At 40.6% G+C, this 16646-nt stretch carries 17 protein-coding genes; 1 reads left to right on the top strand and 16 read right to left on the bottom strand.

Features of this window, described 5'->3' with window-relative positions; all coding sequences use genetic code 11:
* The 15 genes from Q9Q35_RS05645 to Q9Q35_RS05575 all read right to left on the bottom strand — a co-directional run.
* Nucleotides 1–365 (bottom strand): NAD(P)/FAD-dependent oxidoreductase (locus Q9Q35_RS05645; RefSeq protein ID WP_304652529.1); only part of this gene is annotated, 365 nt, incomplete at its 3' end.
* 70 nt (nucleotides 366–435) lie between these two features.
* Nucleotides 436–1281 carry a prolipoprotein diacylglyceryl transferase gene (gene lgt / locus Q9Q35_RS05640; RefSeq protein WP_304652528.1) on the bottom strand — a complete coding sequence of 282 codons (846 nt, stop codon included), beginning with the start codon at nucleotides 1279–1281 and terminating at the stop codon, nucleotides 436–438.
* 10 nt (nucleotides 1282–1291) lie between these two features.
* Complete coding sequence (hprK, locus tag Q9Q35_RS05635) at nucleotides 1292–2236, bottom strand: HPr(Ser) kinase/phosphatase (protein WP_304652527.1); 945 nt, start codon at nucleotides 2234–2236, stop codon at nucleotides 1292–1294.
* Between the two features lie 207 nt (nucleotides 2237–2443).
* A complete protein-coding gene (locus Q9Q35_RS05630) occupies nucleotides 2444–2800 on the bottom strand; it encodes a phage holin family protein (protein WP_004048289.1) in 357 nt (118 codons plus the stop codon).
* Between the two features lies 1 nt (nucleotide 2801).
* Entirely contained in the window at nucleotides 2802–3125 is a 324-nt protein-coding gene (locus Q9Q35_RS05625) for a PspC domain-containing protein (protein WP_304652526.1), read from the bottom strand.
* 25 nt (nucleotides 3126–3150) lie between these two features.
* Nucleotides 3151–4530 carry a cell wall metabolism sensor histidine kinase WalK gene (locus Q9Q35_RS05620; RefSeq protein WP_304652525.1) on the bottom strand — a complete coding sequence of 460 codons (1380 nt, stop codon included), beginning with the start codon at nucleotides 4528–4530 and terminating at the stop codon, nucleotides 3151–3153.
* Nucleotides 4523–5236, bottom strand: coding sequence for a response regulator transcription factor (locus Q9Q35_RS05615; RefSeq protein WP_304652524.1), 714 nt, complete (start codon nucleotides 5234–5236; stop codon nucleotides 4523–4525). Before Q9Q35_RS05615 ends, Q9Q35_RS05620 begins: the two co-directional genes overlap by 8 nt.
* A 45-nt stretch (nucleotides 5237–5281) precedes the next feature.
* Nucleotides 5282–6424: a PDZ domain-containing protein gene (locus tag Q9Q35_RS05610; RefSeq protein WP_304652523.1), complete on the bottom strand. Its 1143-nt coding sequence runs from the start codon at nucleotides 6422–6424 to the stop codon at nucleotides 5282–5284.
* Between the two features lie 225 nt (nucleotides 6425–6649).
* Complete coding sequence (gene ftsX / locus Q9Q35_RS05605; RefSeq protein ID WP_304652522.1) at nucleotides 6650–7537, bottom strand: permease-like cell division protein FtsX; 888 nt, start codon at nucleotides 7535–7537, stop codon at nucleotides 6650–6652.
* Nucleotides 7518–8213 (bottom strand): cell division ATP-binding protein FtsE, encoded by a 696-nt coding sequence (gene ftsE / locus Q9Q35_RS05600; RefSeq protein ID WP_304652521.1) that lies wholly within the window; start codon nucleotides 8211–8213, stop codon nucleotides 7518–7520. Before ftsE ends, ftsX begins: the two co-directional genes overlap by 20 nt.
* Before the next feature lie 19 nt (nucleotides 8214–8232).
* Nucleotides 8233–9349 (bottom strand): peptide chain release factor 2 gene (prfB, locus tag Q9Q35_RS05595; RefSeq protein ID WP_304652520.1). Its coding sequence is split into 2 segments (ribosomal slippage): nucleotides 8233–9276 and nucleotides 9278–9349, totalling 1116 coding nucleotides; the frame shifts between segments, so codons are not numbered across the junction.
* Between the two features lie 77 nt (nucleotides 9350–9426).
* Nucleotides 9427–11787, bottom strand: coding sequence for a preprotein translocase subunit SecA (gene secA, locus Q9Q35_RS05590; protein WP_304652519.1), 2361 nt, complete (start codon nucleotides 11785–11787; stop codon nucleotides 9427–9429).
* A 158-nt stretch (nucleotides 11788–11945) separates the two neighbouring features.
* Complete coding sequence (gene hpf / locus Q9Q35_RS05585) at nucleotides 11946–12500, bottom strand: ribosome hibernation-promoting factor, HPF/YfiA family (protein ID WP_004048318.1); 555 nt, start codon at nucleotides 12498–12500, stop codon at nucleotides 11946–11948.
* A gap of 150 nt (nucleotides 12501–12650) precedes the next feature.
* The gene (locus tag Q9Q35_RS05580; RefSeq protein ID WP_304652518.1) at nucleotides 12651–13343 is read right to left on the bottom strand and encodes a ComF family protein; all 693 of its coding nucleotides are present in this window, start codon (nucleotides 13341–13343) and stop codon (nucleotides 12651–12653) included.
* Entirely contained in the window at nucleotides 13321–14679 is a 1359-nt protein-coding gene (locus Q9Q35_RS05575; RefSeq protein ID WP_304652517.1) for a DEAD/DEAH box helicase, read from the bottom strand. Before Q9Q35_RS05575 ends, Q9Q35_RS05580 begins: the two co-directional genes overlap by 23 nt.
* Nucleotides 14680–14824: 145 nt before the next feature.
* On the opposite strand from Q9Q35_RS05575, the gene Q9Q35_RS05570 reads away from it, so the two are divergent.
* Entirely contained in the window at nucleotides 14825–15472 is a 648-nt protein-coding gene (locus Q9Q35_RS05570; protein WP_304652516.1) for a YigZ family protein, read from the top strand.
* Nucleotides 15473–15517: 45 nt separating this feature from the next.
* Here the strand turns inward: Q9Q35_RS05570 and Q9Q35_RS05565 are convergent, their stop codons facing one another.
* Entirely contained in the window at nucleotides 15518–16612 is a 1095-nt protein-coding gene (locus Q9Q35_RS05565; RefSeq protein ID WP_304652515.1) for a glycosyltransferase family 4 protein, read from the bottom strand.
* Between the last annotated feature and the right edge of the window lie 34 nt (nucleotides 16613–16646).

Here is a 16646-nt window from a genome sequence, read left to right as displayed (position 1 = left end):
TCACCCTCAACGCCTAATTTCCGATATTGTGAACCTGTGGCAATGATCACAACAGGCGCTTCATAAGTTTCACTATCGGTAATAACTTGTTTTAAATCACCATTGACTTCAACTTTTTCAACGCTACCGTATGCATATTCTGCTCCGAATCGGATCGCACCTTGATACATTTTTTCGGCTAAGTCTGGTCCTAAGATCGACTCAAACCCTGGATAATTTTCAACTTCAGCGGTATTATTCATTTGACCACCGTAGATCCCACGGTCTAAGATCAAGACCGACAAATCAGCCCGTGAAGCATATAATCCAGCCGTCAAGCCCCCAGGACCGGCACCGATCACGATCACATCATATTTTTTAGCCATAATATCTTCACCTTCCCATTTACTTGAGGATACTCTGCTAAAATTGCTGAAACAACTTCAAATATCAAGCTCAATTATTTAAGCTTCCCCCGTATTCAACATTTCCTGCTAAATACCAAGGCTCATTTGGACGATAGTAACGCCGATATGCGAGCAAGACGATCGCCCCAATAAACAAGATGACTGACAACCATTGCGAAACGCGCAAAGCACCTAGCATCAAACTATCTGTCCGCATCCCTTCAATGAAAAATCTGCCAAAAGAATACCACGCGACATAAGTCAAAAAGATCTCGCCTCGTTTAAAAAGATGCTTACGATGTCGTAGCAACATCAAGATCACAAAGCCTAAGATATCCCACACTGACTCATACAAAAAGGTCGGTTGGTAATAGATCCCATTGATATTCATCTGTTCAATAATAAATCTCGGCAAATGTAAGCTTGTCAAAAACGCATGTGATACTGCATTTCCATGGGCTTCTTGATTGATAAAATTGCCCCACCGCCCTATACCTTGAGCCAAGATCACAGTCGGCGAAATGATATCTAAAAACAGCCAAGCCGACAACTGTTTTTTACGACAGAAGATCACTAAAACGAGCAATGCGCCCAATAAGCCACCGTAGATCGCGATCCCGCCATCCCAGATCCGATAGATCTCACTAAGATCATTTTGATAATATTGCCACTGGAAAATGACATAATATGCTCGCGCACTGATCAAAGCGATCGGTAGCGCCCATAAGATATAATCATAAAAATCATCGGCGGGAACTTGCCTTTTCTTGCCCTCGCTAACTGCAAGGTACAACGCTAATAAAACTGCACATCCAATGATCACTCCATACCAGTGGACCTGTAGCCCCCCTAAACTAAAGGCGATCGGATCAATGACACCTAAACTAAAATTCAATTCTCAACACCTATTTCTCTTCTGCTGAATTTTCACTGATCAACTCATTTAAATTACGTTCAAAAGCCTTTGTCGCATCATATCCCATTGTCTTAGCCCGGTAATTCATTGCCGCTGCTTCAATGATGATCGCTAAGTTTCGACCAACTTTCACTGGGATCGAGATCTTAGGTATCTCAACATCAAAGATCGTTACCCGTTGTTCACCGTTGCCTAAACGATCGAATTGTTTATCTTTTTCCCAATTTTCCAAATGAATGATCAAGGAGATATCCGTCTTGGCTCTGACAGCACCTGCCCCAAAAAGATTCATGACATCAATGATCCCTACACCTCTGATCTCTAACAAGTGTCGTAAGATCCGTGGAGCTTCACCGATCAATGTCTGTTCATCTTGTTGGTGAACTTCAACTCGATCATCGGCGATCAAGCGATGCCCACGTTTGATAAGATCAAGCGCCGTTTCAGATTTACCAACACCTGAATCTCCAGTGATCAATACCCCAAGACCATAAATATCGACTAAGACCCCATGTAACGATTTGCGTTGCGCTAGACGACCACTCAAATAATCAGTCAACTTAGCTGAAACACGTGTCGTTGGCAATTTAGTCCGTAAGATCGGGATATGATGTTCTTCGGCTGCAGCTTTCATTTCAGCTGGAACAGCTAAATAACGTGAGACCACAAAGCATGGCGTATTGGGACCACAAAGTTCATCCATGATCTTTTTACGCGCTTTTGAACTCATCTTATTGCCATATGAGATCTCGGTCATTCCAAAAAGCTGGATCCGCTCTTCTGGATAATAATCAAAGTATCCCGTCAATTCCAACCCGGGACGTGAAATGTCTTCTGTCGTGATCTGACGTTCTTCTAAGTATCGTTCTCCAGAATAGACTTCCAAATTACTGATATCTGCTACTAATTTTTTTACACTAACAGTATTCGCCATTTATCTTCTGCTATATAAACGTGAACTAGCAATGCTAACTATGCTATAGAAAGAAATATAGCTTTTCCCTTCTTGATTTTATTTACTATCGGCGTGATGTCGATAGTTTAAAGATGTCGTCCATCTCTTCTTGATCCACTCCACATTTCATCTTTCTAAAAGGATCTAACTACAGATAATTCTAACTGTAAAAAGCGTTTTCAGCAATTAATAATTACTATTTTGTGTAGTGTAGTTGGTGATCACTAAGTTTACAATGCTTAAAATGATCGCCACCATCATCGCAGACCAAAAACTTGAAAATTCAAACGAATTTCCGACCAAAAACGAGGTCAACTCCAACATAAAGGCGTTGATGAACAGATAAAAGATCCCTAAAGTCATCACTGTGATCGGTAAAGATAAGATGACTAATAACGGTTTGACAAACATGTTCAACAACCCTAAGATGATCGCGGCTAAACAAGCGATCCATACGCTTGAAACGTGAAAATAAGTCGGGAAAAAGCCCGCTGTTGCTAAAAAGACTAATACAGTGATCAAAGTACGTTGCCAAAAATTCATCTTATTTGCCTCCCTTTTTATTTTGCTTAACATCTCTTTCTTTAGCATCTGTCACCAGACGACGCTTTTCTTCTTGTTGACCAAAGCGACTGAGTAAGGTAAAAACGTCATTATACTTTTCATTGGGATGCTTAGGTAGATAAAGTGCCAAGCCTAAATATAATAAGATCGGGACATAAACCAATAGTGGCACTAACTTGCAAGCGACTGCGACCACTAAAAAGATGGTCCGAACCACCCATGGTGAAATATTAAAATACTCGGCTATTCCGGCACACACACCACAGATCACTGAATCATTGGAGCGATAAAGTTTCTTTTTCATTCTCATTTTTCCTCTCTTTTCATTCTTATGTTAAAAATAATGGTAAGGTCACCATAAATTTAGTTCCATTTTTGTACGGACTCGTGACTACGATCTGCCCTGATAAAGCCTCGACTGCCTCTTTAACGATCGCTAATCCTAAGCCACTGCCTTCAGCGAAGCGAGCTTTATCTGCACGGTAAAAGCGCTCATAGATCCGCTCTTTATCAGCTTGAGCAAGCGTTTGGCCTGTGTTATAGACAGTTAAACACCACTCATTAGCTGAGCTAGTAGCTGTGATCTTTAACTTACCATCTACTACATTATATCTGATCGCATTTTGGATCAAATTACTGATTATATGTTGTAAGTACTTGATATCACAATTTATCTCAAAGTCGTCAGGTATCTGCAACTCGATCGCTAAATTTTTAGCCTTACTTTGGGCTAAATAGCTAGCCAAGATCCGCTCGCAAAATACTTTGAGCTTGATCTGCTCTAATTTGAGTTCTTGCGTCTTTTTATTATGTGCAAGTGCTGAGATATCCTCGATCAACTCGGTCAATTGCTGACTTTGTTCAAAGATGATCTGTACAAAGTCACGCGCAGTTTTCTTATCATCCAAAGCTCCAGCTAAAAGTGTCTCACTAAAACCTCGGATCGCAGTTAGCGGTGTCTTTAATTCATGACTCGCATTTGCCATGAATTCACGTTGTTTGACCTCTAATAACTTGATCTCAGTCACATCATTAAAAATACACATAACTGAATAATGGTGTCGACTCAAGGGAACATAGACCACCTGCACCTCAAACCATTCGTTACCCTGAGCAACTTTTTTTTGCCATAAGAGACGTTGATCTTCTTTGGCCTGGTAGACTTTTTGGGTCGCAGCGATCAACTCGACTGCCGTAAACACTTGATAAAAAGGTTGCCCCTTGAGTTCTGTTGTATTTAGTATGCTGGCTAACACATGATTATACAGGACTGTTTCTTTACGCTGGTCAAAGACGATCACGCCACTGGTCAAAGACTGTAATAGCGTTAAATAGTCACGATTTTGTTGCTGATAACTTCGTAAAAGACTGCGCTGATTAGATTGCAGGCGATTTACCAAACGTGAGAGTTGATAATATTCGTCATCTTTGGGTAACAGAACATGTCGACTCGGTTGATTTTCAACTAACTCGCTTAGTTTTTTGAGCAACAATGCTTGACTAGCTAAGCGACGTTTGGCTTGACGTTTAAAAAAGAGATAGTTGCCTAACGCTACTAAGATCACTGCTAAAAAGATCCAAGCTGCCCCTTCTTCTTGCCATACAGTCAAAAAATGCTCATGAAAGATCACGCCATAAATCAATACGACTGCTAAAACTTCGCCTAACGATAACAATAAATACCGCCATAGTTCACGCATCTCAGTCATCTGGCTCACCATTGAAGCGATAGCCAAAGCCCCGCAAAGTTTCTATATACTTTGGTTTTTTAGGATCTGGCTCTAATTTTTCACGCAGATGGCTAACGTGCATATCGATCATACGCGTTTGTCCCACATAATCATATCCCCAAACACCATTCAGTAATTTTTCGCGACTCAAGACTCTTCCTGGGCGCTTGATAAAATAAGCCAACAGCTCAAACTCTTTTGGGGTCAATGCTACGGCCTGATCTTTGACCGTAACTTTGACTCGTTCTAGATCAACTGTGAAATCTGGATATTTAAAAAGTGTTTGCGTATCAGATTTTGGCGTAGGTGTTACTTCTTTAGGCTTGATCCGCCGACTGATCGCCTTTAGTCTAGCGATAACTTCTCGAGGCGAAAACGGCTTAGTCAAATAGTCATCAGCCCCCAATTCTAACCCGATGATCTTATCGAGTTCTTGATCTCGTGCTGTAATGATCAAGATCGGAGTCATCACTTTTTCTTGGCGCAAGCGTTTAGTTATCTCTAAACCATCTAATTTAGGTAACATCACATCTAACAAAATAAAATCATATTCATTGTTCAAAGCTAGTTCATAGCCCACTTGACCGTCACTGCTAGTTGTCGTTTGGTAACCAGCCTGTTCCAAATTATACTTGAGTAGAGTCTTTATTGCAGTATCATCTTCAACTACTAATACTTTTTTCACGTTCATCTACGACCTTGTTTCACCAAAGTCGTCCCCCTTTGCATCTTATTCAAATAGTACTAGTCCGATCTCATGTGGTGAATCAGCATAGATCGCACTTTCTGCTAATTTCAATTCGCCTTCAAAATTTTTGACTTTCAAACGACAATAAGCTGGACTTTTTTGTAATGCTTCATAAAGTTCATCACCTGTAGCCACTTTTATCCCGTTACATTCAAGGATAATATCACCAACTTCAAGTTTCATCTTAGCTGCTGGCGTCTCTGGTTTGACCGCTACGATCCGCACGCCTTCCGAAGTTTCCACATACCAGCGTTTAGCATCATGATCAGATTTCAAACGTCTGAAAGCTTGCGCGACCAAGACTAATAACAGACCGGCGATCCCATAAAAACCTGCCACTGGTATAAAGTATGCTACTAATGCCAAAAGTCCAGCTAAAAATGCGGTCAGATAACTTTGGTGTTGGCGTAAATGTAAGGCTTCTTTTGGTTGTTGCTTATAGATCTTACAAAAAGCCCCAACAAATAGTGGCACTACCATAAAATGCGTTAAGTATCGACTCGGATCAAGCCACTGTTGCCAAGAATCAAAATTCATACCGGGTATAAACATGAACAGTGGAAAGACCGTAAATTCACGCCATGTATAACCTGCGATCCGACGACCACGCTTACCGGCAAAGATCTTCGGACTAAACCATTCAGCCTTATTTTCACGTGCTAAAAAAGCTTGGAAAAACGCTAAGATCGCAGTTAAAAGTAAAATAGCACTACCAAACCGTGGTCTCAGATCATGGGGCAAGATATAGCTTACCCAACTGGTATCACTTCCAAACGGCATCTCACTCAAGACAAATGTCGCTACCCCAGTGACCAAAAGCGCTGCTAGACTAAGATCGCCTACGTTGATGAACAAAAGTGCTACTACTGCTAAGATCTGGTATAAAACCAATGTCTGAGGCGGTAAACTCAGCCCAAAGATAAGCGCAAACAATGATCCTAACCCTAAAAATAATAAACCATGTTTGATAAAATGCCGCGCTTCATAAAAATCACGATCGATCGCGATCCGAAAGTTACGGCGTTCATTTTTTAATCGTAATTGATAAGATATCAAGGTCATCAAGATCCCCACCCAAAATAGTGGCTGGATAAAAAAGAGACCCACACTTTTTAAAAGTTGCAAAGATTCCAGTCCTTTCTAAGTGTTTGGTTACATTATAACAATTTTTGCGAATGAAACCTACTTATAGCTTTGAAAACCGCCATAACAAAGAAGAGACTGTGCTAATAAGTTCTGTAAAACACGCATCTGAGATATAGTTCAACAATACACAAAAGGTCCGCCACGATGCTAAGCATCATGGTGGACCCCTCATTTGGTTGACCGCATTGGCTCACTATTTAATTACTAAATTTTTAAGAAACGGCTCATTGAAAGGCCTGAACCTAAAGCACCGATAATGATCCCGATCGCTGCTAACAAGAGATCGATCTGCCATAAAAATGTTCCTGGCGTCAATAAATGATAGCCTGTACTTGCCATTGAACTTGACATGACTTCGTATAACCATAAATAAGCAACATCGACCAAAACGATCGGTAAAATAGCTCCTAAAAAGCCTGTCCAAGCACCTTCTAAGATAAATGGCCAGCGGATATAACTATTAGTTGCTCCCACTAGACGCATGATCGCAATTTCATTGCTCCGTGATAAGATGGTGATCCGGATCGTATTAGAGATCAAGAAGACTGCCACAAAGAGCAAGAGCAAACTGATCACTAAGCCCCAACGTTGGATCGCTGCTACTGCCTTAAATAACTTCTTAGCTGAAGCTCCACCATAGCGTGTATCATACACATATTGTAACTTTTTAGCTTTTTTTGCTACACTGATAGTTTCAGCTGGAGACTTCGTATCAACGATAAAAATATCATAAAGCGGATTATCATCACCCTTGAATAATTGGAATTCCTTCCCATAAGTTCCGACCACGTTGTTCAACTCGTTTTTCTTACTTGAAAAACTGATCTTTTGAACACCATCGATCTTTTGTAATTTTGCTTTCAACTGTGCTTGTTGTTCTTTAGTTGTATCACGATCGATAACGACTCGAACTTGCACATCATTTTCAACATCATGGGCAATTTTATTGATATTTAGCAAGATCGACAGTAAGACCCCAACTAAGATCAAAGTCACAGTCACCGCACTAACAGCGGCAACTGACATCCATCCATTACGTTTTAAGCTCTTTAAACTTTCCTTTAAATGGCGCTTAAGCGTGACTGTTTTCATCAGTATAATCCCCCTCTTCTTGATCTCGAACGATCTTGCCATCCGAAATTTCGATCACGCGATGCCGATATTCATTTACAATAAAACTATTGTGTGTCGCCATGACGATCGTTGTCCCTTCTTGATTGACCTTCTCTAAAATATCCATGATCCCACGCGCAGTTTCTGGATCAAGGTTACCCGTTGGTTCATCAGCGATCAAGATCGTTGGCTTATTTGCGATCGCACGTGCAATTGCGACTCTTTGTTGTTCCCCGCCAGACAATGCATCAGGGAAACTATCTTTTTTATCAGCTAGACCAACTAGATCTAAAACATGAGCGACCCGTTTTTCAACTTCTTTTGGTTCTTTTTCGATAACATGGAGCGCATAAGCTACATTTTCAAAAACAGTCAGGCGCGGTAACAATTTGAAATCTTGGAACACGATCCCTAATTCACGCCGTAAAAAAGGGACCTCATGATTTCTCATACTCTCTAAGTTATAATCATTTACCTTAATATGTCCCGAAGTTGGTATTTCTTCATGATACATCATTTTGATAAAGGTCGATTTACCTGCCCCACTAGGACCAACGACATATACAAAGTCACCTTGCTCGATCTTTAAGGAAATGTGATCATTTGCCAATGTATCGCCGTCATATTTTTTGACAACATCTTTATATTCTATCAAGCTGTTTCTTCCTTTCTTTTTAGCTTGGATTTGTTTTTTGTAATTTCCATTGGAGATAAGCATTGATAAATCCATCCAGATCTCCATCCATTACTGCTTGCGTATTACCAGTTTCAAAATTGGTCCGATGATCTTTGACCATTGAATATGGGTGGAAGACATAGGAACGGATCTGAGAGCCCCAACCGATATCTAGTTGCTCGCCCTGGATCTCAGCCCGTTTTTTCTCTTGTTCTTCTAACTCGATCTGATACAATTTCGAACGTAACATTTTTTCAGCTGTCGCCCGGTTTTGGAATTGCGAACGCTGAGCTTGGCTGGACACAACGATCCCAGTTGGTTCGTGGATCAAGCGCACAGCTGAGGAGGTCTTGTTGATATGCTGTCCCCCAGCACCACTAGCTCTAAAGACTTCCATCTTGATATCTTCTGGACGTAAATTTACTTCCACATCATCATCCAATTCAGGCATAACATTGACCGAAGCAAATGACGTATGCCGTCGACCAGCTGAATCAAAAGGTGAGATCCGAACTAAGCGGTGAACACCTTTTTCGCCACGTAAATATCCATATGCATTATGCCCTGAGATCGTCAGTGTTACTGATTTGATCCCAGCTTCATCACCTGGTTGATAATCTTGTGTCGTGACCGTAAAATTATGTTGTTCAGCCCAACGGGTATACATCCGTAACAGCATTGAACCCCAATCTTGTGATTCAGTTCCCCCAGCACCTGGGTGTATCTCCAAGATCGCGTCGTCTTTGTCATAAGGCTCATTTAGCAATAATGTCAGCTGATAACTTTCTAACTTTTGCTTAGTCGTAGCATAGTTTTCAGCTAATTCAGTCAACATTTCAGCTTCAGGCGCTTCTTGGACTAATTCATACAAAACTTCTAATTCTTCGACTGCCGTAGCTAATTGATGAAAATTATCATATTTAGCTTTGAGTTCGTTATTTTCGTTGATGACCGTTTGAGCTTTAGTTTGATCATCCCAAAAACCCGGTTCAGCCATTTTCATTTCATTTTCTGAAATAAGTTCTTCCAGACCTTCTAAGTCAAAGAGACCCCCTAAAGTCCGAAATTTTAGCTTTCATCGCTTCGATTTCTTTCTTATATTCATTAATTTCCATATTATTATTCCCTCAATTACAGATCACTCGTATGTAAGTTAAAAGAAGATCAGTCAAAACTGGTCTTCTTTTAACTACTAGCGACTAATATTTTGACGGATCTCAGCTTTCAAGAAGAGACGAGTCACATCATACTCAATGTCACCGACCATCTGTTCAAACATTCTGAAACCGTCTGATTGGTATTCAACTAACGGATTTAGCTGACCATAACCACGCAGACCGATCGATTGGCGTAATTGATCCATCTCATCGATATGATCAGTCCAACGTGCATCGACCACGCGCAAGATAACAACTTTTTCAAATTCTAGCATTTGAGCTTTATCATTTAATTGGGCTTCTTTAGCAGCGTAGTTTTCTTCAGCCTTTTGCATCAGGTAAGAAACGATCTCTTCTTGACTCTTACCGGCAAAATCATCTTTACTGATGCTGTCTTCATTGACCATCGCTCCGATCGCAAAATCAACGATCCCATCCAAATTCCAGTCTTTTTTATCACCAACTGTATTTATTTGAACGTTATGTTCGACCGTCCGCTTGATCATTGGCATAATGACTTGCTTCAAGGAGTCAGTTTCCATGATGACTTGTTGACGTTGGGAATAGATGACCTCTCGTTGAGCCCGCATCACGTCATCATATTGTAAAACTTGCTTCCGTGTATCGTAGTTATTACCTTCGACTCGCTTTTGGGCTGATTCTACTTGACGCGTGATCATCTTGGATTGGATCACTGTATCATCCGAGATATTCATCGTTTCGTAGAAATGTTTGATCCGTTCAGAACCAAAACGCAACATCAGATCATCTTCAAGTGAAAGATAAAACTGTGTCACACCAGGATCACCTTGACGTCCCGAACGACCACGTAACTGATTATCGATACGGCGTGATTCATGGCGTTCTGTCCCGATAACAGCCAAACCACCGATCTCACGCACGCCAGGCCCTAATTTGATGTCAGTCCCACGACCAGCCATGTTTGTCGCGATCGTTACAGCGCCACGTTGTCCGGCATTGACCACGATCTCAGCTTCTTTAGCGTGATTTTTAGCATTCAATACGGCATGTGGGATCCCTGCTTGCTCTAACATTTGAGATAATAATTCAGACGTTTCGACCGCTACTGTACCGACCAAAACTGGTTGCCCAGTTGCATGGCGTTCTTTGATATCTTCAACAACAGCTTTAAATTTACTTTCTAAAGTCGGATATAACAGATCTGGACGGTCTTCACGTAAGATCGGACGGTTCGTTGGGATCGTTACGACTTCCATATTGTAAATTTCACGAAATTCTTCTTTTTCAGTTTTAGCTGTCCCAGTCATCCCTGAGAGCTTTTTGTACATTCTAAAGAAGTTTTGGTAAGTGATGTTAGCCATCGTCTTAGTTTCTTCTTCGATCTTAACATGTTCTTTAGCTTCGATCGCTTGGTGCAAGCCATCTGAATAACGCCGACCATCCATGATACGTCCAGTAAATTGGTCAACGATCATGACTTCATCATTTTGGACCACATAATCTTTATCGCGTAACATGATGTAGTTAGCACGTAAAGCATTATCTAAATGGTGGTTCAAAGCTGTATTATCAGGATCAAATAAGTTAGTCAAACCAAAATATTTTTCACCTTTTTGGATACCTTCTTCGGTCAAGGAAACAGTCTTTGATTCTAGATCAACTTTAAAATCTTCGTCTTTTTTCAAGGTCTTAGCAAAGCGATCAGCCCGAGTATATAACTGTGTAGCCGCAGTCGCTTGCCCAGAAATGATCAACGGTGTTCTTGCTTCATCGATCAAGATCGAATCGACCTCATCGACGATAACAAAGTTCAATGGACGTTGGACCATATCTTCACGGTAAACTACCATATTATCACGTAAGTAGTCAAAACCAAGCTCACTGTTAGTTGAATATGTGATATCACAAGCATAAGCTTCTCGTTTTTCTTCTGGAGTCTTATCCGCAACGTTCAAACCGACTGTCAGACCGAGCCAGTTATATAACTCACCCATCTCAGTAGCGTCACGACTTGAGAGATATTCGTTAACGGTTACAACATGGACTCCTTCACCGGATAAGGCATTGAGGTAGACCGGCATTGTCGCGGTCAAAGTTTTACCCTCACCAGTCCGCATTTCGGCAATATTACCTTCATGTAACACTGTACCCCCGATGATCTGGACTCGGTAAGGATATAGTCCCAACACACGTTTAGCCCCTTCGCGTGCGACCGCAAAGGCTTCCGGCAAGAGATCATCTAAAGTTTCACCATTTTGATAACGTTGTTTAAATTCAGGGGTCTTTGCTTTTAATTCTTCATCGGATAAAGCTTCCATATCATTGGCATAAGCTTCGACTTGATCAGCGATCTTTCCAAGACGTTTTAATTCACGTTTATCGCTTTCGACCCATTTTTTTAGGACATTTGCCATTTACTTTATAAATCCTTTCTGCAACGATTACATTTATTTTTTTCAAATAAAAATATACTTCTTCTTATTTTAGCATTTTATTGTTGCTCAAACAATTACAATTAGACTACAAAAAGCGCCTGAATTATATCAGGCGCTTAAAGCATCACAATGATAGCTTAGTTATTAGCTTCGATCAAGCCGTAACGACCATCTCTACGACGATAGACAATGTTTGTGCCTTCAGTTTCTGCATCTTCATAGATAAAGAAATCATGACCTAACATATCCATTTGCAAGATGGCCTCTTCTACGTCCATTGGCTTCAATGAAACGCTCTTTGTACGGACAACTTCGAATTTTTTATCTTCTTTTTCAGCTTGTTTTGGATCTTCGGTCGGAACGAATTCCATATGCTTGAAGCCCTTTTCGCGTGATTTGCGGTTGAGCTTTGTCTTATATTTTCTGATTTGACGTTCAAGCTTATCCGTTACCAGATCAATGCTTGCATACATATCTGGTGAGGTCTCTTCGGCACGTAATACCAAGTATGGAAGCGGGATCGTAACTTCTACCTTGCTGTTCTTATCAGAATACACTTTAAGATTTACGTGAGCGGTAGAATTAGATGTATCCTCAAAATACTTTTCAAGTTTGGAAAGTTTCTTTTCCACATATTCACGGATCGCACCCGTAACCTCAATATTTTCACCACGAACATTAATCTTTAACATGATAACCTCTCCTTTCACAACTAAGCATTTTATATGCTTAAAAGACCAGGTATACACTTTATTAGTCTTACCTTATCTCTACTTTTATTATAATAGAAAGCGGTTAAATTAACAATTAATAACTACTCAATATTTATAAAATTTTATATATCAACGGGCTAGTGTCACCGAACGTACACAGCCACAATTATGGGCCAACAACAATTCACGCGCATGATACAAAGTACTACCTGTCGTGTAGATATCATCTACCAGCAAAATGTTTTTATGCTCTAGATCAGCTGGACCTCGATAGCCAAAAGGTTGAGGCGTTGCCAATCTTTCTTGTCGTGATTTATGTGACTGCGGACAACGATCAAATTTTTTTAAGTGATATAGATACATTTTCTTAGGTATATCTGGTAAAAAGCCAACAACTTGATCAAAGCCTCGGGTAGCTAAGGTTTGTTCATCTACGGGGATCACGACTACTAACCACCCCCGACGTAAATACTTTTTACAGTGATCTTGCAATGTCTTAGCAAATATTTGGCGCAGACGGTAATCACCTTGAAATTTATAGGCTTCAAAGTACGCACGCATATTAGGCTCGGCATAAACGTAAAAGGCCTTGTTGTACAACAGCTCAGTTTGCAATTTACGCCAGCGAAGACAATCTTGACACAATTTGCGTTGTTTTTGTTGACGCCCACAGCCTGGACAACTCGTTTCCCCAGCGATCGCAATAAACTTTTGGTGACATTTTTCACAAAGTGGCACAGTTTCAAAAATCTGGAAGCTAAAAAACCAGCGCCATGAAAAATCAAACGCTAATGTAGCATTACAAAGTAGACACTTCATCATTTTTTAACAACTGCTTAGCTTTTTGATTCAATAGCTTGATCTGTTTTTTAGCTGCGCGTAAAGCCGAAGTCATTTCCTGATAGGTAAAGATCACGTCCCCTGATGGATAGTCTTTATCTCTACCAACACGTCCAGCGATCTGAACCAAGACCGTCTCAGAAAAGATCGGTGCATCTGCTTGCAATACCATGACATTTAAGCGTGTGATCGTGATCCCTCGTTCAAGGATGGTAGTCGTTACCAAATAGCGATCGATCCCAGCTCGCAAGTTTTTGACTTTTTGTAGTCGATCGGGATCAAGTGCCGAAACGCATTCCCCATTTATTGCAGGCCACAAATGCTGTAATTCTTTCAAAATTGGCTTTAGCAAAGCGATCTGTGGAACAAATACTAGAAAAGGTGTTTTATTTTTTATCCACTTGGCAAGATATTTTTTTGTTCTCTCTTCAATTTTTTGCTTTGGAAAATAAAGCTTGACTAAGGTTATTTCAGGTAATAAATGCCGATGATAACGCAGTGGTAGACAAGTGACCGCCAGCTTATTTTGGTAGATCTGCTGTTTTAAATAACGATCAGGGGTCGCTGTCAGATATAGCGTACTCGAATTTATTTTTTTAGCATGTGCGACGGCATAATGCAATTGACGGTCATTAACATAAGGAAAAGCATCAACTTCATCGATCACCAATAGATCGAATGCGTGATAAAATCGCAATAGTTGATGCACTGTACACACTACTAACTGGGTGTAGTCATATTCTTGCCCACTATTTTGATACAGTAAACTACTTTTGACTTTAGGAAATGCCTGGCACAGACGCGGATATAATTCATTACACACATCGACTCGCGGTGTCGCCAAACAGACCCGCTGTTGATTTAACAAAGCAAAATTTAGTGCTTCAAATAGCATTTCAGTCTTCCCCGCTCCAGTTACAGCCCATAATAGCCGTTCTTGTTTGAGTTTGACCGTTTGCAATAATTCTTTAGCAGCCTTCTTTTGCCATAAAGATAATCTTGGCTTTTTCTCCAATAGATCTTGAGAATACTTTTTAAAATCATTGGCTTCAGGTATACTATAAAGTGACATGGTCGTCGTCAAACGTCCCCACGCTAAGCAAGCCGGACAATAATAACTCTTATCTGGTAGAGCATAATTTGCTCTTGGCGCTTGGAAACCACATCGTTGACAAAATATGCGCCCCTTTTTGACGGTCACAGCTGGACGTTGTTTGAGCTCAGCTAGGTCTAAAGCTACTATACCTAGAGCTTTGAGCTGCAGGCTACTTAATTGACGACCCATCAACAAATTCAATGTTTTTTCCAATTTTCTCACCTCACTTATAAAATACGCAAACTATGCGTAAAATTATTTGTGAGTTTCAATAATAATGGTAGTAGGATCTGTGAAGCTACTAAAACAATAACTCTTTAAGGGGGAAGCTATATCCTTTTGATTTCACAATATAGCTATATTTTTCTTGGATAAACCATATCTTACCTTAAAACAAGATGGTGTGATCGAGATCGTGATCAAAAAATCGCAATTCATCTGTAATATCAAACGAACTGAAACCGAAGAAGAAGCTCGAGCATTTATCGATGAGATCAAAACTAAACATCGCAAAGCTACCCATAACTGTTTTGCCTACACTTTAGGCCTAAATGATGAGATCCAACGGGAAAGTGACAATGGTGAACCTTCTGGGACCGCTGGTGTACCAATGCTGGATGTTCTCAAAAAAAATCAAGTGCATAATGTTTGCGCCGTAGTGACACGCTACTTTGGTGGGATCAAGCTAGGAACTGGAGGCTTGATCCGTGCTTACGGTGGTGCTGTTGCCCAAGCCCTAAAAGAATTGGGGATCGTTAAACGTGTCATACAAACTGAACTTTCATTAAAAGTCAACTACCCATTATTAGGCAAGTTGCAAAATTATCTGGAAAATCAGCCGGTACTTACCTTAGCGATCAACTACACTGAAGAAGTCGAGGTCATGATCGCAGTCGATACAGATCTTTCTGACGAACTGATGACTAAGATCACTGATCTGTTGAATGGTCGCGTAACGATCACAGTCGGAGAAAATCGTTATCACGAGATCGATTTTGACCCCCATCAAGCCTAAAAAATACGCCATCCTTGACCTGGGATGGCGCATTTTTTATGTAATTCATTTATGTTCAAATAAGTGGCTGACTTTCAAAACTAAATATTTGATCCCGTTCAATAAAGGCTGGCGTGTATCACCGACTAAACCGATCGCTTCAACAAATAGTTCTAAACCAAATAATGTTGCGACCGTCAGTAAGATCGAACCCCATAAATTAGACAAGGGGTACAGCAATGAAATAAACGAAAAGATCAATGCGATCCCATAGATCACCAACACAGTCTGGCGATGGGTCAACCCCATCTGCATCAAGCGATGGTGCAAGTGATGCTTATCAGCTTGCGAGATCGGTTTCTTATTCAAAAGTCGACGTAAGATCGCATATACCGTATCCGTGATCGGAACTCCCAAAATGATCACAGGGATGATCAACGTGATAAAAGTTGCATTCTTCAAACCATACAACGAGAAAACAGAGATCATAAAACCGATAAACAGCGAACCAGTATCACCTAAATAGATCTTAGCAGGGTGAAAATTATATGGTAAAAAGCCCAATAAAGCAGCTACCAAGGTCGCCATCATGATCGAGATAAATGTCGACGTCACATTCAAGAAGAAATATCCCGTCAAAGCACTAGTTGAAAGTGCAATGATCGCGACCCCTGTAGCTAGACCATCTAAACCGTCGATCAGATTGACTGCATTGGTGATCCCTAAGATCCAGATCAACGTTATCGGTAAACTAAACCAACCTAGAGGAACGACTCCAAGAAATGGTAAAGTCAAAGTCGTCATTTTGATATTAGCAATAAAATAAACTACCAATGCTGCCAGTGTGATCCCTAAAACTTTTTGGCGCGGTTTCAATTCAAAAATATCATCGATCATTCCCGTCATAATGATCAAACTTTGGGCCAACAATAACGCAACTAGTTGGCTTAAGGGATATTGATCGCGTAATAAAAAGAAATTTGTCGTATTAAACGCAACAAAGATGGCTAAGCCCCCCATGGTCGGCATCGGTACCCGATTAACTCGCCGAGCATTGGGATTATCAACTGCTCCGACTCGAAAAGATAAGCGTCGGACCAATGGAGTCAGCACTAAAGCTAGGACAAATGTTGCTAATAACGACGCAAGGATTTTGTACATATAGCGTCCTCTTTCCATCAAATCCTCAAATGTT

The sequence above is a fragment of the uncultured Ligilactobacillus sp. genome (assembly GCF_948826705.1).
Taxonomy (GTDB): domain Bacteria; phylum Bacillota; class Bacilli; order Lactobacillales; family Lactobacillaceae; genus Ligilactobacillus.
This window is presented reverse-complemented; position numbering and strand designations above follow the sequence as displayed.